Here is a 25,268-nt window from a genome sequence, read left to right on the forward strand (position 1 = left end):
TCGTCGCCCGCGGAACAGCGATCTCGTCCACGGCTTTCTTCGAGCCGGATTGACGACCGCACCACGAGACCCCCGTTCATCATGGCAAAGCCCGGCCGCCTCACCGCAAAGCCTCTCTCGCTGATGATGGGCGACGTGCTGACGGCTGCCTATGCCAAGCAGGGATTTGCCGCGCGCGAGCTGGTGACGCGCTGGCCGGAGATCGCCGGGCGCGAGCTCGCCGAGCATGCCCAGCCGCTGAAGATGCAATGGCCGCGACCGGTCGAGGGCCAACCGCAGGAGCCGGCGACGTTGATCCTGCGCGTCGAGGGGCCAATGGCGCTGGAGATCCAGCATTCGTCGGATGTCATCCTGGAGCGGGTCAACCGCTTCTTCGGCTGGCATGCGGTCGGTAAGCTGGCGCTGCGCCAGGGGCCGCTGACCCGGCCGCCGGTGAAGCGCCGCCCGGCGCCGCCCGACCCGAAGACGGTGGCGAAGGTGGCCTCGACCCTGACCGCGATCGAGGACGACGCGCTGCGCGATGCGCTGGCCCGGCTGGGCGCCGCCATCAAGCGAAATTGACGCTTTCGCTTCGATCCCCTTTTGCGCCCCGGCATTGCCTCGGACAGGGTTTCAAGCTAGCGAAAAGCCGAGTTATGAGCGTTTCAGGCGCCTGAGGCGCCCATTTTGGAGCAGAGCCTTGATCATCACCCGCCGCGCCTTCACCGCTGCCCTGTCGCTGACCGGCCTCGCCGCGCTGGCCGGCTTCTCGCCGCTGCGGCTGATCTCGGACGCCTTGATCCCGGAGGCCATGGCGCAGAGCGCCGCCGACGTCGCCAAGCCGCAGTCGCTGCCGGACATGGGCATCGGTCCCGCGGATGCCGCCGTCACGATCGTCGAATACGCCTCGATGACCTGCCCGCATTGCGCGGCGTTCAACGCCACCGTGTTCCCGAAGCTGAAGGCCGAATACATCGATACCGGCAAGATCCGCTACATCTTCCGCGAGTTCCCGCTCGACATCAAGGCCGCCGCCGGCTCGATGCTGACGCGCTGCATCGCCAAGGACGACGCGCAGAAGTATTTTGCCGTCACCGACATGCTGTTCCGTTCGCAGAACGACTGGGTGGTCAAGAACACCACCGAGACCCTGACGCGGATCGGCAAGCAGGCCGGCCTCAGCCAGCAGCAGGTCGAAGCCTGCCTGAAGGACCAGGCGCTGCTCGACAAGATCGCCGCCGACCAGAAATACGCAAGCGACGTTCTCAAGGTGGATTCGACGCCGACCTTCTTCATCAATGGCGAGAAGATCAAAGGCGAATCCTCGATCGAGGAGTTTCAGAAGCGCATCAACCCGCTTCTGAAGAGCTGATCCGAATCAGTGAGTCCTGCGAGACACAGTGCGGCCCCTTCGTGGGGCCGCTTCTGTTTCGGGGCCCGATTGCGTCGAGAAAGCCTTGGAAAAGCAGGGCTGGCGGGTTGCCCTTGAGGACCGCCGTCGCCATTGTCCCGCCCTCGGAATGGGGCGCAACGGCGACTCAAGTTACTTTGACTTTGCCATCCATGGTATTGTCGGGGCTGTGAGATTCGTTTCCCGCCAACAGAGAATCTGTGCATGAAACTCACGCGTCTTCGTCTTCACGGTTTCAAGACGTTCGTCGAACCGACTGACTTCGTGATCGAACCCGGCCTCACCGGCGTCGTCGGTCCGAACGGCTGCGGCAAGTCGAATCTGGTCGAAGCGCTGCGCTGGGCGATGGGCGAGACCTCGCACAAATCGCTGCGCGCCGCCGACATGGACGCGGTGATCTTCTCCGGCTCCAACACGCGTCCGTCGCGTAACCACGCCGAAGTGGTGATGACGATCGACAACAGCGACCGCACCGCGCCGGCCGCCGTGAACGACCGCGACATCCTCGAAATCTCGCGCCGCATCGAGCGCGAGGCCGGCTCGGTCTACCGCATCAACGGCCGCGACGTGCGCGCCCGCGACGTGCAGATCCTGTTCGCCGACGCCGCCACCGGCGCACGCTCGCCGGCGCTGGTCCACCAGGGCAAGATCGGCGAGATCATTCAAGCAAAACCTGAGCAGCGCCGCCGCGTGCTGGAAGACGCCGCCGGCGTCGCCGGCCTGCATGCGCGCCGCCACGAGGCCGAGCTGCGGCTGAAGGCGGCCGAGACGAATCTGTTGCGCGTCGAGGACGTCATCGGCCAGCTCTCCGGCCAGATGGAAGGCCTGCGCAAGCAGGCGCGCCAGGCGATCCGCTATCGCGAGGTCGCGGCCAAAGTGCGCAAGGCGGAAGCCACGCTCTATCATCTGCGCTGGATGGGCGCGCATGCCGACCTCAATGACGCCGCGCATACGCACGACGTCAGCGTGCGCGAGATGGCCGAGCGGACGCGCGAGCAGGCCGAATCGGCCCGCATCCAGGCGATCCGCTCCGCGCATCTGCCGGCGCTGCGCGAGGCCGAGGCCCGTGCGGCGGCGACGATGCAGCGGTTGAAGAATGCCCGCGACCTGCTCGACCGCGAAGAGGTGCGCGCCAAGGAGCGCGCCGGCGAGCTCGACCGCCGCTTGATGCAGCTCACCGCCGACGTCGGCCGCGAGCAGCAGCAGAATCAGGATGCGCAGGTCGCGCTGCAACGTCTCGAGACCGAAGACGCGGAGCTGAAGGAAGAAATCAAGGCGCGCGTCGAGATGCGCAGCGGCGTCGACGAGCGCGTCGCCGAAGCAGAGGCGCTGCTTCTTGAAACGGAGCGCCAGTTCACCGAGCTGACGACGCAGCTCGCCGACCTCACCGCGCGCCGCAACCAGCTGGAAGCGAACGTCCGCAGCCATCGCGAGCGTCTGGCGCGCCTCGACCAGGACATCGCCAATGTCCGCGGCGACGAGGAGCGGCTGGCACAGGAGACCGCGCATCTCGGCGATCTCGATACGCTCGCCGCCGCACTCGAATCGGCAGAAGAGGCCGAGGCGCAGGCCGAGGCCGCGGTGCAGACCAACGAGGCCGCGCAGGCCCATGCCCGGCAGAAGCTCGAAGCCTCGCGCGCGCCGCTGGCCGAAGCCGAGAAGCGCGCGCAGCGACTGGAGACCGAGGCGCGCACCATCTCCAAGATGGTCAACAGCGAGACCAAGAATCTGTGGCCGCCGATCATCGACGGCGTCACCGTTGCGAAGGGCTATGAGAAGGCGCTCGGCGCCGTGCTCGGCGACGATCTCGATGCCCCGGTCGATGCGTCCGCGCCGATGCACTGGACCGTCGCCGGCGCCGAGGTCACCGACCCCGCGCTGCCTGATGGCGTCGAACCGCTCGCGGCCTATGTGCAGGCGCCGCCGGAGCTGTCGCGCCGCCTCGCCCAGATCGGCGTGGTGTCCAGGGATCGCGGCGCCCAGCTGGTGTCGCAGCTGCGCACCGGCCAGCGGCTGGTGTCGCCGGAAGGCGACGTTTGGCGCTGGGACGGCTTCATCGCCGCTGCGCATGCGCCGACCGGCGCGGCCCGCCGCCTCGCCGAGCGCGCCCGCCTGATCGACATCGAGGCCGAGCTGGAGCAGGCGCGCATCGACGCCGCCAACAAGCGTCAAACGCTGGAAAGCGCCGAGGCCGAGGTGAAGGCTGCGACCGCGGCCGAGAGCGCCGCGCGCGAAGCCTGGCGCGCCACGCAGCGTGAGGTCAACGCCGCGCGCGAGCGCCACGCCAATGCCGAGCGCGAGATCAACCGCCATTCGGCGCGCAAGTCCGCGCTGGTCGAGGCGTCCACCCGCCTCGCCCATGACCGCGCTGAGATCGCCGAGCTGCACCAGAATGCGCTGGAGGCGATCGAGGAGTTGCCGGCGACCACCGAAGCCGACGGCCGTCTCGCTGCCGTGCGCGCCGAGATCGAAACCAAGCGCCGTGCCGCAGCCCAGGTTCGTGCCGAGGCCCAGGCGCTGGCCCGCGAGGCCGAGCTCGCCGATCGCCGCGTGCAGGCGATCATCAACGAGCGCAACGACTGGTTCAACCGCATCCGCGGCGCCGGCTCACAGATCGCCACCATCGAGGCGCGCATCGCCGAGGTCCGGGACGAGCGCGCCGAGCTCGACAATGCGCCGGAGATCTTCGCCGAGAAGCGCAGCGCGCTGATCGACGAGCTCGCCATCGCCGAGGAGGAGCGCCAGGTCGCCGCTGACGCGCTCGCCGAAGCCGAGACCGCGATGGGCGACACCGACCGCGCCGCCAAGGCCTCGCTCGAAGCGCTGTCGAAGTCGCGCGAAGCGGCCGCCCGCGCGGAAGAGCGGCTGGAGAGCGCCAAGCGCCGCGTCGCCGATGTCGAGCGCGAGATCCACGACATGCTCGAATGTGAGCCGAATGCGGTCGCCGCGATGGCCGAGATCGGCCCCGACACCCAGCTGCCGCCGCTGCACGAGATCGAGGACAGCCTGGAGAAGTTGCGGAGGGATCGCGAGCGGCTGGGCGCCGTCAATCTCCGCGCCGAGGAGGAGCTCACCGAGGTCGAAGGCTCGCACACCGCGCTGACCACCGAACGCGACGACCTCGTCGAGGCCATCAAGCGGCTGCGCCAGGGCATCCAGAGCCTCAACAAGGAGGCGCGCGAGCGCCTGCAGTCGTCGTTCGAAACCGTTAACGACCACTTCAAGCGGCTGTTCACCGAGCTGTTCGGCGGCGGCGAGGCCGCATTGCACCTGATCGAGAGCGACGATCCGCTCGAGGCCGGCCTCGAGATCATCGCCAAGCCGCCGGGCAAGAAGCCGCAGACGCTGTCGCTGCTGTCGGGCGGCGAGCAGGCGCTGACGGCGATGGCGCTGATCTTCGCGGTGTTCCTCACCAACCCCTCGCCGATCTGCGTGCTGGACGAGGTCGACGCGCCGCTCGACGACCACAACGTCGAACGCTTCTGCAATTTGCTGCACGAGATGAAGGGCTCGACCGAGACCCGCTTCATCATCATCACCCACAACCCGATCACCATGGCGCGCATGAACCGGCTGTTCGGCGTCACCATGGCCGAGCGCGGCGTGTCGCAGCTCGTCTCGGTCGCGCTCGACGAGGCCGTGAAGATCCTCGACCAGCAGGTGGCGTGATCGTGCTTCCTCATTCCGGACCGCCGCTCGCGCGGCGCCCGGACTGATTGCTGGAGAGAACCATGATCTCTCCTGATCTTCCCGCCGCGCTCAAGGCCGCGCTCGAAGCCAGGCTGCACGGCCAGTCGCGGCAGGACGCGGCGGCCCGCGCCGGGCGCATCTCGGCGGCCTATCGCAGCGGCGGCAATTCCGGGACCATCACCAGCGAAGCCGACGCCATCGCCTACGCCGCGGTGCGGATGCCGGCGACTTACGCCGCGGTGGCAGCGAGCCTGAACGCCCTGATGCAGGCAAGCCCGGAGTTCGCGCCGATCTCCCTGCTCGACGTCGGCGCAGGGCCAGCCACCGCGAGCTTCGCTGCAGCAGAAGCCTTCTCGTCGCTGGCCTCGTTCCACGCCATCGATGCCAATCCGGCGTTGCGCACGCTGGCTCTGGCGCTTGCTGACGATACGACACGGATGCACGATCTTGCCTACGCGCTCGGCCAAGCGCGTGCACTGCTTGATCGCGCTGAGAGCGCCGACCTCGTCATCGCCAGCTACATGATCGGCGAACTGACGGAGACCGAGCGTTCCGCGATCGTCGCTGCGCTGTGGACGAAAACGAGCCAGACGCTGCTGATCGTCGAGCCGGGCACGCCGGCCGGCTACCAACGCATCGTCGCCGCGCGCGACCAGCTCATCGCCGCCGGCGCTCACGTCGCCGCGCCCTGCCCGCACGCCGCGGCCTGTCCGCTGATCGCCCCGGACTGGTGCCACTTCGTTCAGCGGCTGGCCCGGTCGCGGGCGCATCGCGAACTCAAGGGCGCGGATGTGCCGTTCGAAGATGAGAAGTTCAGCTTCATCGCCCTCACCCGCCAGCCCGCCCCGCATCGCCCGGAGGCGCGCGTCCTGGCGCCGACGGCGGTGACCAAGATCGGCGTCACGGCCAAGCTTTGCGAGGCTGATGGCGCGGTCAGAACCGTCAGCATCCCCCGCCGCAACAAAGAGGCTTTCGCCGCCGCGCGGCGCTGGGATTGGGGCGACGGCGTGGAGCTGCCGCCGCGTCCATAGATACCCATGCGGCCCGGCATGGTTAACATCGGGTCGTCCTTGTCTCTCATTTTGTCGACTTCGCGAAACCCGAGAAAAACCCGCGTTTGCTACGGTGAGCTGCAACGGGCGCTGAAGGCGCTGCTCACAAGGGAACGCGTATCGATGTTCAGGACGATGACGATCGCTGCAATTCTGATGGCTTCGGCAGGAACGGCCTTCGCCGGAGGGCACGGCGGCGAGTCGTCGGCACCGCCGCCCCCGAAACAGGAAGGTCCCCCGGCCAAGGCCGTCATCGGCAAGAACGGCCCGGTGCTGACGGACCCGAAGGGCATGACGCTGTACTATACAGAACGTGACAATACCGGTCGTCAATCGACTTGCGACGGCGCCTGCGCCGAGAAGCGGCCGCCGCTGCCAGCGCCGGACAACGCGGTCGCCACCGGCGATTTCACCGTCATCACCCGCAGCGACGGCAAGAAGATGTGGGCCTATCGCTACCGCCCGCTCTACACCTCCCAGCTCGATACGGCGCCCGGCGACATCAAGGGCAACGATCCCGACCAGAAATGGCGGGTCGCCCGCCCCTATTGAGCCGAAATAGCTGACATCCGGCCGCACGCCGGGACGGCAGCCGAACGAGGCGCTTGGGCCGGCGCCGCTTGAACGGACACCCGCCCTGCCGCGACCAATGCACGCCGGTCCACCCCAGGACCGGCGGCGTCGCCGTGCTTCGGCCGCCTTGTCCTGCCCTCTCCCTCGGAGCCCATCATGTTCGGCTGGATCGTCCTCGGCCTCATCATCGTCATCGTGCTGGTCGCCATCACCGCCTACAACCGGCTGGTGGCCCTCAGCCAGCGCGTCGGCCAGGCCTTTGCCGACATCGACGTCCAGCTGAAGCTGCGCCACGATTTGATTCCGAACCTCGTCGAGACCGTGAAGGGCTACGCAGCGCATGAGCGCGGCACCCTGGACGAGGTCATCAAGGCGCGAAATGCGGCCATTTCGGCCCAGGGACCCGCCCAGGTCTCCGCCGCCGAGGGCCAGTTGTCGGGTGCGCTCGGCCGCCTGATCGCCCTCTCGGAGGCCTATCCGGACCTCAAGGCCAACGCCAATTTCCAGCAGCTCGCCGGCGAGCTCTCCGACATCGAGAACAAGATCGCGGCCAGCCGCCGCTTCTTCAACAATGCGGTGCAGGAGTACAATACCGGCATCCAGCAATTGCCGGCCGTCCTGTTCGCGGGCGCGCTGGGGTTCACCCACAAGGAATTCTTCGATCTCGGCACCAGCCGCGCCGAGGTCGAGGCGGCCCCGAGCGTCAAGTTCTGAGCCCGCGCCCTCCCCGCTGAAGGGCCCGACACCATGGCCGCCTACGGTCTGTACACCCACATCGCATCGAACAAGACCCGTTCGATGCTGCTGCTCGGCGGCCTGTTCCTGCTGATCTACGTGCTGGTGTTCGCCGGCGCGCTGATCGCGGAGGTGATGATCAACGGCAATGGCAGCGTCGCCTATTACATGAACGCGGCCACCCGCGACCTGATCAAGGCGCTGCCCTGGGCCACGATCGGAGCGGCGGCCTGGATCGTCATCGCCTATTTCTTCCACCAGAAGATGATCGACGCCGTGACCGGCGGCGCCGCGGTGACCCGCCAGGAGCAGCCCAGGCTGTACAATCTGCTCGAGAATCTTTGCATCTCCCGCGGCATCACGATGCCGCAGCTGAAGATCATGGACAGCCCGGCGCTGAACGCGTTCGCCACCGGCCTGAACCCGCGGCAATATTCGGTCACGGTCACCACCGGCCTGCTGGCTGCACTCGACGACCAGGAGATCGAGGCGGTGCTGGGTCACGAGCTGACCCATATCCGGAACGGCGACGTCCAGCTGATGGTGGTGGCCGTCATCATCGCCGGCGTGGTCGGCTTCTTCGGCGAATTGTTCTTCCGCCTGTTCACCAATATGAGCTGGGGTGGCGGCTGGGGCCGTTCGTCCTCCTCGTCGTCGTCGTCCTCCGATTCCGACCGCAAGGGCTCCGGCGGCGGCGCCATCGTCGTGGTGCTCATCGCCGTGGTGCTGATCGTGGTGGCCTGGCTGATGTCGCAGGTCGTCAAGCTGGCGCTGTCGCGGACCCGCGAATTCCTCGCCGATGCCGGCGCGGTCGAGCTGACCAAGAACCCGGACGCTATGATCAGCGCGCTGCGCAAGATCGAGGGCCGCGGCGAGCTGCCCGGCGCCACCTCTGCGGTGATGGAATTGTGCGTCGACAATCCCCGCGAGGGCTTCGCCGACCTGTTCGCCACTCATCCCTCGGTCGATGCGCGCGTCCAGGCCTTGATCAAGTTCGCCGGCGGCCATGATCCCGGCCCGCTGGCGCTGCCCACGGACGAGGCACCGCCGGACGACACCAGCGCCCAAGCGACCGACAGCGATGCCCCGCCGCCCCTGCCGTCCAACGATCCTTGGGGCCACGTCGATGGGCAGGCCGCGCCAGCCGGCCAAGCAGCCGGCCAAGGACCGTCCGCTCCCGAGGGACCGTGGACCACCCCCGCGACTGGTCCCTGGGGCCGGCACTAGACCTCGCCTTCGCCGCGGGATGGGAGCGCCAATCCCGTACGACGGGCAACCGTCCTGCCACTCTCTTGCAAGTGTGTCCGCGCCGACGCGAACGTTTCGGCCGGAATGCCTCCGATTGCTCAGGTCTGTTGCAGCAAACGCGCAAATTTCCCCTGTCCCGTGCTGCAATGAATTTGAATTCTCCAGCGTTTCTGCCATGTTCGCGCCCAAAGCAGAATGCAATGCGCCGGCCATCTGGCCGGCCTCAGGGCTGAAGGACTTTCCATGGCGAAACCGGCAGTGGTTGTGGTGGGCGCGGACAAGGGCGGGGTCGGCAAGACCACGGTGTCGCGGACGTTGCTCGATTATTTCAGCGCCAACAACGTCCCCACCCGGGCGTTCGACACCGAGCATCCGCGCGGCACCCTGAAGCGCTTCCACCCGGAGATCACCGAGATCGTCGACATGAACTCGACGCCGGACCAGATGAAGATCTTCGACACCTTGAGCGCCGTCGCCCCCTCGGTGACCGTGATCGACGTCCGCGCCGGCCTGATGTCCCCGACCCTGGCCGCGCTCCGCGACATCGGCTTCCTCGACGCCGCCCGCTCCGGCCAGATCACCTTCGCGGTGTTCCACATCCTGGGCTCCTCGATCGCCTCGCTGGACGAGATCGCCGAGACGGCGAGCTACATGATCGGCGCGAAATATTTCCTGGTGAAGAACTTCATCAACAACACCAGCTTCTTCGAGTGGGACCAGTCGACCTACAATTCCTACTTCCACCGCATCAAGGATGCGACCGAGCTGACCATCCCGAAGCTGAACGAGATGGCGTTCGAGCAGGTCGAGGTCGCCTCGGTGCCGTTCCTCAAATTCGTCGCCAACAAGGGCCCGCGCGACGAGGCCGCCAACTACTCCTTCGTGCTGCGCGGCTATGTCCGGCATTGGCTCGCCAACGTCTGGAGCGAGTACGACCGCATCAAGCTGACCGACATCGTCGGCTCGAACAAGCCGGCGGCGCCGCGGCCGGCCGGGGAAAAATAGCGGCTCCGTGAATGATGGGGCTTTATCGCAAGCGCGTTTGACCTGATATAGGTCGGATGCCCGCGACGCCCGTCTACATCGTCTGCTCGCCCCGGCCGCAGTCCGGGAAGACGCTGCTTGCGCGGGTCTTGAGCGAGTTCCTGCTGCTCCAGAACGGCCAGGTGCTCGCCTTCGACGTCACCCTGCGCGAGCCGTCGCTGCTCGACTTCCTGCCGCAGATCACGGAAACCGCGACGATCGAGGACACCTACGGCAAGATCCAGCTGATGGATCGCGTCATCCTCAACGACGGCGTCCCCAAGGTGATCGACCTCGGCTACTACTCGTTCGACGAGTTCTTCAAAATGTCCGAACAGATCGGCTTTTTGAAGGAGGCGGCGCGGCGGAACGTGGTCCCGATCGTGCTGTATTGCGCGGAGGGCGACCGCGTCTCGATGCGTTGCTATGACGCCCTGCGCCGGCAGATCCCGAAGAACCAGCTGATCGTGGTCGAGAACGACCACGTGCTGCGCGAGGAATTGCCCCAGCTCTACAGCCGCAGCAGGCATCTCAAGATCGCAGCCCTGCCCGCGTTCCTGAAGACCTATATCGAGCGCTACTCGTTCTCCTTCACCGGCTATCTGCGCCAGGAGCGCGATTCCTCCACCGAGCTCTATCAATGGATCCGGCGCAACTATTATGCGTTCCGCGAGATCGAGCTGGAGCTGGTGATGCAGCGCTCCTGACGCGCGGCTCTAGAGCATGATCTTTTCGGAAAACCGGCTTCCACTTTTCCGGATCATGCTCTAGTGCCCCTCGAACGAGATCAGCGTGCGCACGGGCACGTCGAGCGCGCGCAGCTTGGCGGCGCCGCCGAGATCCGGCAGGTCGATGATGAAGCAGGCGGCCACCACGGTGGCGCCGATCTGGCGCAGCAGCTTCACCGCGCCCTCGGCCGTGCCGCCGGTGGCGATGAGGTCGTCGACCAGGATCACCCGCTCGCCGGGCTGCACCGCGTCAACATGCATCTCCATCTCGTCGGTGCCGTATTCCAGCGCATAGGACATGCTGACCGTCTTGTGCGGCAGCTTGCCTTTTTTCCGGATCGGCACGAAGCCGGCCGAGAGCTGATGCGCGACCGCGCCGCCGAGGATGAAGCCGCGCGCCTCGATGCCCGCGACCTTGTCCATCTTCGAGCCGGCCCAGGGATGCACCAGCTCGTCGACCGCGCGGCGAAACGCGCGCGCGTCCGCCAACAAGGTCGTGATGTCCCGGAACAGGATGCCGGGCTTGGGGTAGTCCGGAATCGTGCGGACCGTGTTCTTGATGTCCAGATCGAACGTCATCGTGCTCTCATCCACTCTGTTGCTCGTCGTCATCGCGAGGCCTCGCCGCTGGCGCGCCTCGCCATGACGGCAGTGATCAACTCCCCGGCTGATTGAGCCGGAACGCATTCTCCACGATCCTCAGGCCGACGGCATCGCCGAGCGACATCAGCGATTCCGGGTGGAACTGAACGCCGCCGACCGGCAGCGTCTTGTGCTCGATCGCCATCGCCACGCCGTCCTCGGTCGCCGCCGTGACGGTCAGGACCTCGGGCATGCTGTCGCGCTCGACGTAGAGCGAGTGATAGCGGCCGATGACGATCTCGTTCGGCAATCCCTGCATCAGCCGTCCGCCGCGCACCTGGACCCGCGACGGCCGGCCGTGCGCAGGCTGCGCGAGCTGGCCGAGCTGGCCGCCGAAATACTCGCCCATCGCCTGCACGCCGAGGCACACGCCGAAGATCGGCAGCTTCTTTGCGAGCGCCGCGTCGATCGTCGTGGAGATCTTGAAGTCCTCCGGACGGCCCGGCCCCGGCGACAACACGATCAGGTCCCAGCTGCGCTCGGCCAGCATCTTCAGTGCATGGATGTAACGCACCACGGTGACGTTGGCGCCGACCTGGCGGAAATAGTCGGCCAGCATGTGCACGAACGAATCGTCGTGATCGATCAGCAGCACGTTCTTGCCCGAGCCGGTGGCGTCCGGCGCGATCGAGGACAGCGGCTTCGGCGGGTCGCCGCGCAGCGCCTGGAATAGCGCAGCCGCCTTGACCTGGCACTCCCTGTCCTCGGCCGCGGGATCGGAATCGAACAGACAGGTCGCGCCGACGCGGACTTCGGCGAGCCCGTCCTTCATGCGGATGGTGCGGATGGTGAGACCCGTGTTGATCGAGCCGTCGAAATTCACCGCGCCGATCGCGCCGGCGTACCAGCGCCGCGGCGAGCGCTCATTGTCCTCGACGAACTGCATCGCCCACAGTTTTGGCGCGCCGGTCACGGTGACGGCCCAGGCATGGGTCAAAAACGCATCGAGCGCATCGAAGCCCGGCCGCAGCATGCCCTCGACGTGGTCGACGGTGTGGAACAGTTTCGAGTAGGTCTCGATCTGCCGGCGCGCCAGCACCTTGATGGTGCCGGGCACGCAGATGCGCGCCTTGTCGTTGCGATCGACGTCGGTGCACATGTTGAGCTCGAACTCGTCCTTCTCCGAGTTCAGGAGCTGGCGGATCTGCTCGGCGTCGCCGATGGCGTCGCGGCCGCGCGCGATGGTGCCGGAGATCGGACAGGTCTCGACGCGGCGGCCGTCGGAGCGCACGAACATCTCGGGCGAAGCCGAAACGAGAAACTCGCCGTCGCCGAGATTCATCAACGCGCCATAGGGCGACGGGTTGATGCGGCAGAGCCGCTGGAACACTTCGGCCGGCGAGCGCTCGCAGGGCTCAGCGAACAGCTGGCCGGGCACCGCCTCGAACAGGTCGCCGCGGGCAAACGCCGCGCGCGCCTTCTCGACCGTGGCCTGGTACTCGCCGGGCGCGTGGTCGGCAAAACCCTGGCGCGGCTCCTTGAGATAGACGCTGGCGTCGGTGTCGCGCGGCAAGCCTGAGGTCGACTGGCCGTTCCAGGAAAAATCGTAGGACAGCACCACGCCGCGGCCGGTGGCGCGATCATAGGCCAGCAGCCGATCCGGGACATAGAGCACGATGTCGCGCTGGTCCTTCTCGCGCGGCCGCTTTTGCTCGAGGTCTTCGATCTGGAACACGAGGTCGTAGGCGAAGGCGCCGAACAGGCCGAGCAGCGGGTCGTCATTGGCCGAGAGCGACGCGATCATCGCCCGCACCAGCGACATCACGCTGGCGCGCCGCGTGCGCTGGTCCTCCTCGACCGGCGCCGGACCGCGAACGATGTGGCCGGCGAGCCGCGCCGGCGAGGCCGCGGTGATGACCACGCAGGGCTCGCGCAGCGTGTCCTTCAGGAACGCGATCAGCACCTCGCCGCGCTTGTTCAGCGCCTGCAGGGTGAAATCGGTGCCCTTGGTCTCCAGCACCAGCGGCGGGTCGGCGAAGCCGAGGTCGAAGCTCTCGTAGCGGCCGGGCACGGTCGTGCCCGAGGACAGCACCACGCCGCGGCGGCGATCGAGCAGGTCGATCAGATCGTCGAGCCGGCTGGCGCCGCCGGAAAACTGCTCGACGGCGCGCGTGATCGCGAGCCCGCTGGAGGTGCGGTAGTCGCTGCGGGCCGGAAGGGTGAAAACGGTCCTGTTCATGGGGTCCTCTCGGGCGTCCTCTTACGGAATTTGCCGAGGAAACGCCACACAGGACCAACCGGAAGCCGCCGCTGCGTGGCGGCCCCTCTGCGATCGAATGTCAAATGAATCGCACCGGCCACCTTTTACAAGGTGCGCCACCAGAGACGGGCTGGGCGGACGACGGTGCTCATGGCGCGGAACTGACCACGGGCGGCGGCCGGGGTCAAGGGCGGCGGGGGCACAGGTGGGGGTGGCATGCGTCATCGGATCACCGGCCTCTCCGCGACCTCGCTGCCCAATACAGCGCCCTCGCCCCTTGCGGGAGAGGGCATGTGCGGCGGATCCACGTGCTCGGTTGGGTGAGGGGTCTCTCTCCGCGAGCTCGACTCATGGAAACATACCCCTCACCCAACCGCGTTTGCCGCTCTGTCCGACATGCCCTCTCCCGCAAGGGGCGAGGGCGCAATAACTGCCAGCGGCGAGCCGAAGGCGAGATCGCGGAACGGGATGACCACCACACATGGAAAAGCATTCTCGCGACACGATCGGCCCGAGTCCTGATCTTCAAATCCGCCCTCCTCCAAGTCGAGGGCGCAGGGAAGGCCGGGCATCGGCTGATGCCCGTGGCCCGCCTGCAGCAAAAAAGCAGGCGGCAGTCACCACAGGTCAGCCGGACGACCGGCCTTCCCTGCGCGATGGTTTGACGGCTTATACGCACTCTCCCCGGGGACCGGCTGTCTTGCCCCCGTGACCGGCGGATCATCATCACCACCGGCGTGGCCTCAGCGTCGGGAGGCCAGGACCATACGACTTCGCCGTGCGCGCCCGCCGTTCGTCCGCACGACCATAGCCATGCTGCGACGTGACGCGCCCACCGCATCTCCACCCCGCGTGTCGTGACGATCGCGATACGCCCCTCGTGCCGGGGTGAGATGCGCGCACCAAAGCATAAATTCTGATAAAAAGAAATAACTATATTTTTGACCGAAGGACTGGACAGGCCAAATCAGCTTGAAACGGCTCAGGAATTCGTTCTCGCAAGATCAGGCTAAGTCGTGGGATGAATCGCAGCACGCGCTGCCTGGAGCCGTTCGATCACACGACCGATCTCGTCAGCTCCCATGAACACCTCGACATCGCCGCTTGCTCTCAAAGACAGCGTCAGTCCCACACTGTCGCCAACAACCCGAATTCCCAGCAAGGCGTCATCACCGGAGGATTTGTCGGTGAAGCTGATTGGCTGATCGTTGATGTCGTTCATATCGCGCGAAACCATGAGGCAGGACCTGGACGCCGTTGCCGAGGTCAACAATCATATCATCGACGCGGCCCGTACGTCAGCCGGCTCTCGACCGCTCACAAACAACCGCCGCATAGATGTGATCGGCAGACTGCAGCAACGAAAAAGGCTCCCGATCGGGAGCCTTTGGCCGAAGCAACGCGTGCAATCCGTCGCGCTACGCCGCGCGGAGCTGCCCCAGGAAACGATCGAGCTCGTTCTTCAGCCGGCTGCTCTCCTGCGACAACGATTGCGCCGAGGTGAGCACCTGGCTGGACGCGGCACCGGTCTCCCCTGCCCCACGGTTGACCTCGGTGATGTTGGAGGCCACCTGAGTCGTGCCCTGCGCGGCCTGATCGACGTTGCGGGCGATCTCCTGGGTGGCGGCGCCCTGCTCCTCGATCGCGGCGGCGATTGCGGCCGAGATTTCGGCGATGCGGTTGATGATGCCGCCGATCTCCTTGATCGTCGCAACGGAGTTCTGCGTGGCGCCCTGCATCGCCGTGATCTGGGCGCTGATCTCGCCGGTAGCGCTCGCGGTCTGCGCGGCCAACGCCTTCACCTCCTGGGCCACCACAGCGAAGCCGCGGCCGGCATCGCCGGCGCGCGCCGCCTCGATGGTGGCGTTGAGCGCCAGCAGGTTGGTCTGGCCGGCAATGTCGGTGATCAGCTTCACGACGTCGCCGATGCGATTGGCGGCGTCCGACAGCTCGCTGATCTGGCCGTCGGTCTTCTCCGCATGCTTCACCGCCTCGTCGGCGATCCGCGACGCCTCCTGGACCTGGCGAGCGATCTCGCTCACCGACGTGGACATCTCGGTCGTGGCCGACGCAACGCTCTGCACGTTGGCGGAGGCCTGCTCCGAGGCGACCGCCACCGTCGAGGACAGTGACTGCGTGGTGTCGGCCGTGCGGCTCAAGGTGGTCGCGGCCCGCTCCAGATCCGACGACGCCGTCGACACCGTCTGGACGATGTTGCCCACCGCCGCCTCGAAGTTCGTCGCCATCTGCTGCATGTCCGATTTGCGGCGCTGCTCTGCCTCCTGCTTCTGCTGCGCGGCCGCCGCTTCGATCTCCCGCGCACGCACCAGGGTCTGCCGCAGCTCGATCGAAGATTTTGTCAGCTCGCCGATTTCGTCGCCACGGGCCGCCTGCGACAGGGTCACGTTGAAATCATTCTGCGCCATGCGGACGATGGCGCCGGTGACCTCCGCCATCGGGCGGCTGATCGACGATGTCGAGACCATGAACGACACGAGGAGCGCGACGGCAAGGCCCGCCAGCGTCACGGCCGACGCCGTGAAGATCGTCTGGTGCGTCTCTCGGGTCAGGGCGTCGGACCCTTGCGCCGAGGTCTTCTGCAGGAGTTCCGTCAATTGCCGTTGTGTCGCGAGCGCGCCGAGCATCGTGGGCTCGCAGCTCTTCTTCAGTGCGACTCCGGCGGCGAAGGTGGCGGCCTCACCGCTCGTCGACGCCGCCTGATCGATCGCCGGCTTGCAGCGGTCGAAGGCCGATCGGACCGCCGATTGCGTCGAGGACACTTGCGCAGCAAACGCCGGCATCAGGCACGCAATCTCGTCCAGCTGATCGAGATAGAGCTTCTGATTGTCCCCCAGCTCCTTCAGCACACGCGCATTGCCCTCGTCGGTCGATTCGAAAGCGAGGCTGTAGGCGTTGGCCAGCACGGCCATCAGTATCCGGCCCGAACGGGAGCTGAGCACGGCCGCCTTGTCCTCGTGATCGACCAGGTCCGAATAGTGAGTGTCGATCGATTTCATCGACCAGCCAGAATAGGCGACACTGCCGAGGCTCACCAGCCCGAGCAGCAGCAACAGCACGATGATCTTCGACCTGATCTTGAGATTGTTCATGACGGAGTCCTGGCGAAATCGGCATGCGCGGTTGCTCGTGGTGCCCATGGGGGAACCAGGATGTCGCGAAGCGGACGCGCCGTTGCGTCCGATATCAGCCGGAGGGAGGTAAGCTTGAGCTACGATCCGCAGGAGCAGACCGCTACGCAGGAGCGTGAGGCGTCCAAACAATCAACTTGGTCTTAAGTTTGGTTGAACGGAAACGTCCGTCGGAGCCGCGTTACGCCGAGTTCCGCACCGTATGACTACGGCGCCGGCTTTGTTAGTTTGAGCTCCCTGAATTTCAGCTCTGTTGCGACGACAGCGTTCTCATACACCTCGCCGCGCTCGACGAAGTAGTTGAAGTAACCGGCCGGCGTCTCCGGCTGGATCTCGACCAGCTCGACGCGCTTGTATTTCGGGTCGGTGATCGCGCCGGCCTCGATCAGATCGTTGATGCGCTTCAACGCATCGACCTCGGCCTTGTAGCCGACGGAGAACCACATCTCGGTGGTCCAATCCTGCACCTCGAACCAGTTGGCGGGCGCTTCGCCCCGCCATCCCTGGGCGAGCGGACGGACGGCGAAGATGCGGTCGAAGCCGTGCAGCTCGGAGATGATGCTGGCGCGGTGATAGGCGCCGTCCATCTGGCCGTCGGGCAGCTTGGTGAAACCGTACAGCGTCAGCCACAGCGCCGCCTTGATGGCCTCCGGCGTGATCGGACGCAGGGCGCGCTCGGCGAGCACGTCGGAGGCGTAGCGCAGGTCGCGCGTCGCGGCGGAGTGCCGCGCCTTGACGGCGTGGGCGTTGCGGATCGACTTCTCCGACGGCAGCAGCGCGCGGGCCGCGTCGTTGCCGTAGAGACAGCCGGTGCCGGTCTCGGGATCATAGGTGTTGAACACGACACCGATCGACGTGCCGTTCAGCGTCTCTGCGGCCTGCATGAAATCGGCCTCGCTGCGCACCGGCACATATTGCTGCGCCGGCAGGAGCCGGTCGGCGATCACGTTGAACGGGCCGTCGCGCCAATCGGGCCAGGAAACGAACCGCGCCACCGCCTCGGCATAGGCGGGGCGGAACACGCCGGGATAGCCGAACACCAGCGTGCGCAGTTGCGAGCCCGGATCACGGGCACGGTCGGAGGAGATCAGCTGGTCGCGGAGGTCGCGGCCCTGCAGCCAGGCGGTCAGCACCAGGATCTGGCCCGAGGTCGCGGTCACCAGATCCGGCGTGATACCCCAGGCGCGCGCCGTGTCCAGGAAGCCGGCGCCATGGGCGTTGAGGCCGCCCAGCCCGGCCAGCGCAAAGGCTACACGCATGCTGTCTCCCCCTCGCCCATGCTGGACCGAACACTACTTCAGATTGTTTCTGCGATGCAACGGAATCGCGCCAGATCTGTTCAAAAGACGAACCGGATCTCGCTTGGGCGAACATTTCCCTCGCCGAATCCGCAGGGAATCAACGGTGATTCGCGGGCATAAGGCAGCGTTGGAGAGGGCCAGATCTGCATCCGCCGGCTGTGACCGTGATCACAACCTCATGTTGCGCGCGTGCAGCATGGTTTACTCGCCTACCAGCGGTTGCCTTGGGCATAAAAAGTTACATAACTTGGCCGGGCACGGGAGCAACACTGTTGTCTATCTGCAATAGTGTTGGCAATGATTGGTTAACCATATTGAATTACCTTGGTTAACATGGCTCGCGGCAAACAGCCTTCCGTGTCGCATGCGCTCCCGAAGCAGCAGTCGCTGCTCGATTGCTTCCTCGAAGCGCAGGCGAAGAGGACGAAGCGTCGACGGCGCTCCGCCGACGGGGCGGCCAGCGCCGGTCTCCTGAATCCTGCGGACGACACACCGGCCGACGATGAGGCCGGTCCGACATCCGGCGGGGTCAAGACCGCCGGCGCCGTCTGACGGCGCGCGACCGCGCCCTGCTTCGCCTATCCCAGATGCTTGTGGAAGAACGCCGTGGCGCGGCCCCAGGCGAGTTCGGCCGCAGCGCGATCGTGCACGGTCATGCGCTGCTCATTCACGAAAGCATGCTCGGCGTCGTAGCGGTACAGTTCGAGCGACTTGCCGGCGGCCTGCATCGCCTTCTCGAAACCATCCACCAGCGCCGGCGTGCACCAATCATCGGTGTTGGCGAAATGCGCCTGCAGCGGGATCTTGACGTCGGCGGGCTTGGCGGCCTGCTCCGGCGGGATGCCGTAGAATACGACGCCGGCCGAGAGCTCGTCGATCTTGGTGGCGCCGATGATCGTCACCGCGCCGCCGAGGCAGAAGCCGGTGAGGCCGACCTTGGCACCGTTGCGGGCGAGATATTGCGCGGCGCCGCGCACGGTCTGCGTGGTCGCGTCCATGAAGTCGAGCGAGTTCATCTCGCGCCCGGCTGCGTCCGTGTCGTGATACGGCACGACCGTGCCCTTGTAGAGATCCGGCGCCAGCGCGTTGAAGCCGGCGAGCGCAAAGCGATCGCACATGCCCTTGATCTGGTCCTGCAGGCCCCACCATTCCTGGATGACGACGACACCGGGCGCATTGGCCTGCGCGGCCTTGGCAAGATAGCCCTTGGCCTCCTGGCCGTCGGGGCGCTTGAAGCTGATGAGAGTGCCCATGTGGTCCTCCGAAGTTTCTGATTGGGAATTGAGGATGCGGTTTAGCGCAAATCCCGTGACGGTGCGACTGCGAGCGGCGGGGTTCGCTGCAACGTGAGCGGACGACGCGCTACGCCGGAATCGCGCGCGGCGCGAACAGGATCACGGCCATGCCGACGAGGCAGATCAGCGCGCCGGCGACGTCCCACAAGTCAGGCCGATGGCCTTCGACCAGCCAGCCCCACAGCAAGGCCGCGGCGATGTAGATGCCGCCATAGGCGGCATAGGCGCGGCCGGCGAGCGGACTGTCGGCAACGGTCAGCAGCGCCCCGAAGCCGGCCAGCGCGGCCATTCCCGGCAACAGCCACAGCGGTGATTGGCCGAGCCGCAGCCAGGACCAGAACGCGAAGCAGCCGGCGATTTCGAGCAAAGCGGCACCGGCGAAGGCGAGGAGTGAGGGCATGGGTGGCTCCGTTGTCTTGCGGCTTTGCCATGCAAGAGGACCTCGATGCGCCTTCCCTTGTTGGCAACACGTCCCGCGGCTGGCTCGGTGCACCTCGCCCCGCCAGTGCGATGCGAAGCTTCGCTAGGGCGGGGAGAGGTCGGATTGCATCGTCAGATGCAATCCGGGTGAGGGATACAGGTCTCTCCGCGCACGCTACCCGCGCGTCTGCCACTGACTCATAGCTTTCACGACTACCACCGCCCGTGCGGCTGCCCCTCACCCCGACCCTCTCCCCCTGAAGAACGGGGAGAGGGAGCGCGGCGCCCGTGCGGCGAGGGCCCGAGTTCAGTCGACAGACAACAAAAAAGCCCCCGGAGGGGCTTTTTCAAACTCGGCTGCATCAATCTCGCCGCTCAGTGGGCGGCGGCCCAGACGCGCTTCTTGGTGAAGTACATCAGGCCGGCGAAGATGATCAGGAAGATGAAGACCTGATAGCCGAGGCGCTTGCGGGCTTCCATGTGCGGCTCGGCGGTCCACATCAGGAAGGTCGACACGTCATGGGCGTACTGGGCAACGGTGGTCGGCGAGCCGTCGTCGAAGGTCACCTGGCCATCGGACAGCGGCTTCGGCATCTTGATGGCGTTTCCGGGGAAGTACTTGTTGTAGTACGAGCCGTCCGGGATCGTCACGCCGTGCGGCGGGTTGTCCTCGTAGCCCTGCAGCAGGGCGTTGACGTAGTTCGGGCCCTGCTCCTGGAACTGGGTGAAGAAGTCGATCAGGAACCAGGGGAAGCCGCGCTTGTAGGAGCGCGCCTTGGCGATGAGCGACAGGTCCGGCGGAGCCGCGCCGCCATTGGCGGAGCGTGCCGCCTGCTCGTTCGGGAACGGCGCCGGGAAGTAGTCGGCCGGGCGGCCCGGACGCTCGAACATGTCGCCGGCATCGTTCGGTCCGTCCTTGATCTTGTAGTCGGCCGCGAAGGCTGCCGCCTGGGCCACCGAGTAGCCGGGACCGCCGGGCTCGGCGAGGTTGCGGAACGCCACGTAGTTCAGCGAGTGGCAGTTCGAGCAGACTTCCTTGTAGATCTTCAGGCCGCGCTGCACGGCGCCGCGATCGAACTTGCCGAACGGGCCGGCGAACGACCACTTCACCGACGGCGGGGTCTCGGTGCCCTCGTTGGCGCGGGCCTCGCCCATGCTGCCGGCGAACAGCGAGGCGACGGCCACCAGGGCCACCGCGGCGGTCGCGACCGCCTTGCGGCCGGACTTGGCCAGCACGTCGTCGGCGATCGAGTTCGGCAGCGGACGCGGCGTCTCGATGCGGGCGAGCAGCGGCAGCACGATCAGGAAGTAGGCGAAGTACAGCACGGTCAGGATGCGGCCGAGCACGACATAGACGCCCTCCGGCGGCTGTGCGCCGAGATAGCCGAGGCCGATGCAGACGACGACGAAGATCCAGAAGAACTGCTTGCCGAGCGGACGGTACTTGTTCGAGCGGGTCTTGGCTGCGTCGAGCCAGGGCAGGAACACCAGCACGATGATCGCCGCGAACATCGCGATGACGCCGGCCAGCTTGTTCGGCACCGAGCGCAGGATCGCGTAGAACGGCAGGTAGTACCATTCCGGCACGATGTGCGCGGGCGTCACGGCCGGGTTGGCCGGGATGTAGTTGTCGGCGTCGCCGAGATAGTTCGGCATGTAGAAGATGAACCAGGAATAGAAGATCAGGAAGCAGGTGACGCCGTAGAAGTCCTTGATCGTCGCGTACGGCGTGAACGGCACCATATCCTTTTCGGTCTTCGGCTCGACGCCGGCCGGGTTGTTCTGACCGGCGACGTGCAGCGCCCATACGTGCAGCACGACCACGCCGGCGATCAGGAACGGCAGCAGATAGTGGAGCGCGAAGAAGCGGTTCAGCGTGGGATTACCGACGGAGTAGCCGCCCCACAGCAGGGTCACGATGCTCTCGCCGAAATAGGGCACGGCGGAGAACAGATTGGTGATGACCGTGGCGCCCCAGAAGCTCATCTGGCCCCACGGCAGCACGTAGCCCATGAAGCCCGTGGCCATCATCAGGAGATAGATGATGACGCCGAGGATCCAGAGCACCTCGCGCGGCGCCTTGTATGACCCGTAATAGAGGCCGCGGAACATGTGGATGTAGACGGCGAGGAAGAACATCGACGCGCCGCAGGCGTGCATGTTGCGCAGCAGCCAGCCGTAGTTCACGTCACGAACGATCAGCTCGACCGACTTGAAGGCGAGGTCGGCATGCGGCGTGTAGTGCATCGCCAGGATGACGCCGGTGATGATCTGGACGCCGAGCATCAGCGACAGGATGGCGCCGAAGGTCCACCAGTAGTTCAGGTTCCGCGGCGTCGGATAGGCAACGAAGGACGAGTGGACCAGGCCGATGATGGGGAGTCGTTGCTCGAACCACTTCAAGGCGGGGTGGCTCGGCTGGTAGCTAGATGGTCCACTCATGATGCGTTCCTGAAAGAATTATCTTGCACGATCGAGCTTGAGCTTGCGGACGTAACGTCCGCTCAGCCGATCTGGATCTTGGTGTCGGAAACGAACTGATAGGGCGGGACGGGCAGGTTCAGCGGCGCCGGTCCCTGGCGGACGCGGCCCGAGGCATCGTACTGCGAGCCGTGGCACGGGCAGAAGAAGCCGTCGTAATTGCCTTCATGGGCGATCGGGATACAGCCGAGATGGGTGCAGATGCCGATCACGACCAGCCACTGCTCGTGGCCGTCCTTGGTACGGGACTGGTCGCTCGCCGGATCCGGCAGGCTCGACACCGGGACCGCGCGGACCTCCTCGACCTGCTTCTTGGTGCGGTGGGAGATATAGATCGGCTTGCCGCGCCAGAACACCTTGATGTCCTGCCCCTCGGCGACCGGGGTGAGGTCGACCTCGATCGGCGCACCGGCCGCGATGGTCGAGGCATCGGGATTCATCTGGGAGATGAAGGGCCACAGGGCGGCCACGCCACCGACCGCTGCGGTCGCGCCCGTGGCGACGAAAAGAAAATCACGGCGTGTCGGATGATCCGCAGTAGACGCTGTCACGATTCCAACCCTTTCTTCGTTGCAGCCGGTGGAACCGCCCCGCTCGACGTCTGGGATCTCTTCGTTGGAGACCACGTGACCGGGAGATGCCTGCCGGCGCCCGCGTCCCCCGCGGCGGCAGAAAACGGCTCGCGCTACCGCCCCGGTAGGAACAAGCCGTCCAGAATCGTTCTATTGGCACCCTTGCGATACGAGCGCAAGCCCGCTATCGGCCCCGCAGCACGCCATGCACCAATTCCCGCTTGGGAAGCGGACTTTCAGCCTCATCCTTAAGACCTATTCGCATGCAGATCGCGCTCTATCAGCCCGACATTCCGCAGAACACCGGAACGATTCTGCGCCTCTGCGCATGTCTCGGACTCACCGCCCACATCATCGAGCCGGCGGGCTTTCCGGTGTCCGACCGGCAGTTCCGGCGCGCCGGCATGGACTATCTCGACCAGCTCGATTGGCGGCGGCACGATTCCTGGAGCGCGTTCGAGGGCTGGCGCGCCGCGGCCGGCCATCGCCTGCTGCTGCTCACCACCAAGGGCGCAACATCCTACCTGGATGTCAGCTATCGCCCGGACGACATCCTGCTGCTCGGGCGTGAGAGCGTCGGCGTGCCCGCATCGGTGGCAGAAGCAGCCGATGCGCGGCTGCGCATTCCGCTCAAGTCAGGCATGCGCTCGCTGAACGTCGCGATGGCGGCCGCGATGGCCGCGGGCGAGGCGCTGCGCCAGGTTGGACATTTCGTCCAATTGCAATCCGCACAAGGAGCATCGGAGTGAGCTACGCGGTGAAGGAAATCTTCATGACCCTGCAGGGCGAAGGCGCCCAGGCGGGGCGTGCCGCCGTGTTCTGCCGCTTCGCCGGCTGCAATCTGTGGAGCGGCCGCGAGGCCGACCGCGCCACCGCGACGTGCCGGTTCTGCGACACCGATTTCGTCGGCACCGACGGCACGCTCGGAGGCCGGTATGACAGCGCCGCTGATCTCGCCGCGGCGATTGCCGGGCAATGGACAGGCGGCGCTGCGGACCGCTATACGATCCTCACCGGCGGCGAGCCGCTGCTGCAGGTCGACGCCGACCTGATCACCGCCCTCCACGGCCAGGGCTTCGCCGTGGGGATCGAGACCAACGGCACGCTCATTCCGCCCGACGGCATCGACTGGATCTGCGTCAGCCCGAAGGCCGGCGCCGAGCTGAAGCTGCGGCAGGGCCATGAGCTGAAGCTGGTCTATCCGCAGGATGGCGCCGAGCCGGACAAGTTCGAAGGCCTCGCATTCGAGCGCTTCTCGCTGCAGCCGATGGACGGGCCTGATGCGGCCGCGAACACGGCGCGCGCCATTCAATATTGCCAGCATCATCCGCAATGGCGGCTCAGCCTGCAGACGCACAAGATGATCGGCATCAGATAGGGATTGTGACTGAACCGATGTGGGAATTGACCAAGTCGTTCACCTTCGAGGCCGCGCATACGTTGCCGATCACGACGCTCGGCGAAGCCAGCCAGGAGATCCACGGCCATTCCTTCCGCGCCGAAGTGACGGTGCGCGGGGCCACGACCAACCCTGAGACCGGCATGGTGGTGGATTTCGGCGTGTTGACGCAGCGCCTGGGCGAGATCCAGGCCATGCTCGACCACAAGTTCTTGAACAAGATCGAGGCGATCGGGCTGCCGACCTTGGAGAACCTGTCGCGCTTCATCTATGAGCGCGTCCGCTCCATCGGCCACGTCACCAAGGTCAGCGTCCACCGCGACAGCTGCCGCGAGACCTGCACCTATTTCGGTCCGCAGGACTGATCGATTGTGGTAGGACCTCACCTGCAGCGACAACTGCGCTGTCACCTCCGGCTGTCATGGAGTCTTGACGGCGGGGTGAAAGCCAATGTGCCAGGGGAACGTCCATGACCACTGCCGCCATCGAGGATCGCAAGGCCCGCGCCCGCGCCTGGTTCGAGAGCCTGCGCGACCAGATCTGCGCGGCGTTCGAGCGGCTCGAGGACGAGGCCCCGGCCGAACTCTATCCGCGCGCCCCCGCCCGCTTCGTGCGCACGCCGTGGGAGCGCACCGACCACAGCGGCGGGCATGGCGGCGGCGGCGTCATGAGCATGATGCATGGCCGGCTGTTCGAGAAGGTCGGCGTGCACTGCTCCACCGTGCATGGCGAGTTCGCGCCGGAATTCCGCAGTCAGATCCCCGGCGCCTCGGAGGATCCGCGGTTCTGGGCGTCCGGCATCTCGCTGATCGCGCATCTGTGGTCGCCGCATGTGCCGGCGGTGCACATGAACACCCGCTTCGTGGTCACCACGAAGGCCTGGTTCGGCGGCGGCGCCGATCTCACCCCCGTCCTCGATCGCCGCCGCACCCAGGAGGACCCCGATACTCTCGCCTTCCACGCCGCGATGAAGAGCGCCTGCGATGCGCATGCGGGTGTGGCATCGTACGACAAGTACAAGAAGTGGTGCGACGAGTACTTCTACCTGCCCCATCGCAAGGAGCCGCGCGGCATCGGCGGCATCTTCTACGACCACCATGATTCCGGCGACTGGGACGCCGATCTCGCCTACACGCAGGACGTCGGCCGCGCTTTCCTCAAGGTCTATCCGGAGCTGGTCCGGCGCAATTTCAGCGCACCCTGGACGGAGGCCGACCGCGAGGAGCAGCTGATCCGCCGCGGCCGCTATGTCGAATTCAACCTGCTTTATGACCGCGGCACCACATTTGGGCTCAAAACCGGCGGCAATGTCGACAGCATTCTGTCCTCGATGCCGCCCGAGGTGAAATGGCCGTGAAACTCGCTTTGTT

At 66.1% G+C, this 25,268-nt stretch carries 22 protein-coding genes; 13 read left to right on the forward strand and 9 right to left on the reverse strand.

From position 1 onward, the window contains the following. Positions 1 to 81: 81 nt before the first annotated feature. From NLR35_RS08085 to NLR35_RS08125, 9 genes are all read left to right on the forward strand, one after another. A complete protein-coding gene (locus NLR35_RS08085) occupies positions 82 to 561 on the forward strand; it encodes a DUF721 domain-containing protein (RefSeq protein ID WP_257166016.1) in 480 nt (159 codons plus the stop codon). Between the two features lie 118 nt (positions 562 to 679). Next, a complete protein-coding gene (locus NLR35_RS08090; RefSeq protein WP_257166017.1) occupies positions 680 to 1,351 on the forward strand; it encodes a DsbA family protein in 672 nt (223 codons plus the stop codon). A 243-nt stretch (positions 1,352 to 1,594) separates the two neighbouring features. Next, on the forward strand, positions 1,595 to 5,059 hold the full coding sequence (gene smc, locus NLR35_RS08095; RefSeq protein ID WP_257166018.1) for a chromosome segregation protein SMC: 3,465 nt from the start codon (positions 1,595 to 1,597) through the stop codon (positions 5,057 to 5,059). A 62-nt stretch (positions 5,060 to 5,121) separates the two neighbouring features. Continuing rightward, the gene (locus NLR35_RS08100) at positions 5,122 to 6,111 is read left to right on the forward strand and encodes a small ribosomal subunit Rsm22 family protein (RefSeq protein WP_257166019.1); all 990 of its coding nucleotides are present in this window, start codon (positions 5,122 to 5,124) and stop codon (positions 6,109 to 6,111) included. Between the two features lie 177 nt (positions 6,112 to 6,288). After that, positions 6,289 to 6,684 carry a hypothetical protein gene (locus NLR35_RS08105; protein WP_257166159.1) on the forward strand — a complete coding sequence of 132 codons (396 nt, stop codon included), beginning with the start codon at positions 6,289 to 6,291 and terminating at the stop codon, positions 6,682 to 6,684. Between the two features lie 174 nt (positions 6,685 to 6,858). Continuing rightward, positions 6,859 to 7,419: a LemA family protein gene (locus tag NLR35_RS08110; RefSeq protein ID WP_257166160.1), complete on the forward strand. Its 561-nt coding sequence runs from the start codon at positions 6,859 to 6,861 to the stop codon at positions 7,417 to 7,419. Between the two features lie 33 nt (positions 7,420 to 7,452). Then, positions 7,453 to 8,667 (forward strand): M48 family metallopeptidase, encoded by a 1,215-nt coding sequence (locus NLR35_RS08115; protein WP_257166020.1) that lies wholly within the window; start codon positions 7,453 to 7,455, stop codon positions 8,665 to 8,667. Between the two features lie 264 nt (positions 8,668 to 8,931). Beyond that, the gene (locus tag NLR35_RS08120; protein ID WP_257166021.1) at positions 8,932 to 9,693 is read left to right on the forward strand and encodes a hypothetical protein; all 762 of its coding nucleotides are present in this window, start codon (positions 8,932 to 8,934) and stop codon (positions 9,691 to 9,693) included. 56 nt (positions 9,694 to 9,749) lie between these two features. After that, the gene (locus NLR35_RS08125) at positions 9,750 to 10,418 is read left to right on the forward strand and encodes a hypothetical protein (RefSeq protein ID WP_257166022.1); all 669 of its coding nucleotides are present in this window, start codon (positions 9,750 to 9,752) and stop codon (positions 10,416 to 10,418) included. A gap of 60 nt (positions 10,419 to 10,478) precedes the next feature. Here the strand turns inward: NLR35_RS08125 and NLR35_RS08130 are convergent, their stop codons facing one another. From NLR35_RS08130 to petA, 9 genes are all read right to left on the reverse strand, one after another. After that, on the reverse strand, positions 10,479 to 11,018 hold the full coding sequence (locus NLR35_RS08130) for an adenine phosphoribosyltransferase (RefSeq protein ID WP_035646710.1): 540 nt from the start codon (positions 11,016 to 11,018) through the stop codon (positions 10,479 to 10,481). A 76-nt stretch (positions 11,019 to 11,094) separates the two neighbouring features. Further along, positions 11,095 to 13,260: an anthranilate synthase component I gene (locus tag NLR35_RS08135; protein WP_257166023.1), complete on the reverse strand. Its 2,166-nt coding sequence runs from the start codon at positions 13,258 to 13,260 to the stop codon at positions 11,095 to 11,097. Between the two features lie 1,030 nt (positions 13,261 to 14,290). Beyond that, positions 14,291 to 14,503, reverse strand: coding sequence for a hypothetical protein (locus NLR35_RS08140; protein WP_257166024.1), 213 nt, complete (start codon positions 14,501 to 14,503; stop codon positions 14,291 to 14,293). A gap of 196 nt (positions 14,504 to 14,699) precedes the next feature. Continuing rightward, complete coding sequence (locus NLR35_RS08145; protein WP_257166025.1) at positions 14,700 to 16,391, reverse strand: methyl-accepting chemotaxis protein; 1,692 nt, start codon at positions 16,389 to 16,391, stop codon at positions 14,700 to 14,702. Positions 16,392 to 16,636: 245 nt separating this feature from the next. Then, the gene (locus NLR35_RS08150) at positions 16,637 to 17,689 is read right to left on the reverse strand and encodes a hypothetical protein (protein WP_257166026.1); all 1,053 of its coding nucleotides are present in this window, start codon (positions 17,687 to 17,689) and stop codon (positions 16,637 to 16,639) included. Between the two features lie 620 nt (positions 17,690 to 18,309). Further along, a complete protein-coding gene (locus tag NLR35_RS08155) occupies positions 18,310 to 18,984 on the reverse strand; it encodes a dienelactone hydrolase family protein (RefSeq protein ID WP_257166027.1) in 675 nt (224 codons plus the stop codon). Between the two features lie 109 nt (positions 18,985 to 19,093). Next, positions 19,094 to 19,426 carry a YnfA family protein gene (locus NLR35_RS08160; protein ID WP_257166028.1) on the reverse strand — a complete coding sequence of 111 codons (333 nt, stop codon included), beginning with the start codon at positions 19,424 to 19,426 and terminating at the stop codon, positions 19,094 to 19,096. A gap of 395 nt (positions 19,427 to 19,821) precedes the next feature. Beyond that, positions 19,822 to 21,888: a cytochrome c1 gene (locus tag NLR35_RS08165; protein WP_257166029.1), complete on the reverse strand. Its 2,067-nt coding sequence runs from the start codon at positions 21,886 to 21,888 to the stop codon at positions 19,822 to 19,824. Between the two features lie 62 nt (positions 21,889 to 21,950). Next, positions 21,951 to 22,481 carry a ubiquinol-cytochrome c reductase iron-sulfur subunit gene (gene petA, locus NLR35_RS08170; RefSeq protein WP_308773838.1) on the reverse strand — a complete coding sequence of 177 codons (531 nt, stop codon included), beginning with the start codon at positions 22,479 to 22,481 and terminating at the stop codon, positions 21,951 to 21,953. Between the two features lie 281 nt (positions 22,482 to 22,762). On the opposite strand from petA, the gene NLR35_RS08175 reads away from it, so the two are divergent. From NLR35_RS08175 to hemF, 4 genes are all read left to right on the forward strand, one after another. Beyond that, complete coding sequence (locus tag NLR35_RS08175; RefSeq protein WP_257166031.1) at positions 22,763 to 23,248, forward strand: tRNA (cytidine(34)-2'-O)-methyltransferase; 486 nt, start codon at positions 22,763 to 22,765, stop codon at positions 23,246 to 23,248. Continuing rightward, positions 23,245 to 23,877 carry a 7-carboxy-7-deazaguanine synthase gene (gene queE / locus NLR35_RS08180; RefSeq protein ID WP_257166032.1) on the forward strand — a complete coding sequence of 211 codons (633 nt, stop codon included), beginning with the start codon at positions 23,245 to 23,247 and terminating at the stop codon, positions 23,875 to 23,877. The genes NLR35_RS08175 and queE overlap by 4 nt, the downstream gene beginning before the upstream one ends. A 17-nt stretch (positions 23,878 to 23,894) precedes the next feature. After that, the gene (locus tag NLR35_RS08185) at positions 23,895 to 24,263 is read left to right on the forward strand and encodes a 6-carboxytetrahydropterin synthase (protein WP_257166161.1); all 369 of its coding nucleotides are present in this window, start codon (positions 23,895 to 23,897) and stop codon (positions 24,261 to 24,263) included. 104 nt (positions 24,264 to 24,367) lie between these two features. Further along, complete coding sequence (gene hemF / locus NLR35_RS08190; protein ID WP_257166033.1) at positions 24,368 to 25,255, forward strand: oxygen-dependent coproporphyrinogen oxidase; 888 nt, start codon at positions 24,368 to 24,370, stop codon at positions 25,253 to 25,255. Positions 25,256 to 25,268 lie beyond the last annotated feature (13 nt).

The sequence above is a fragment of the Bradyrhizobium sp. SRS-191 genome (assembly GCF_024586915.1).
GTDB lineage: Bacteria > Pseudomonadota > Alphaproteobacteria > Rhizobiales > Xanthobacteraceae > Bradyrhizobium.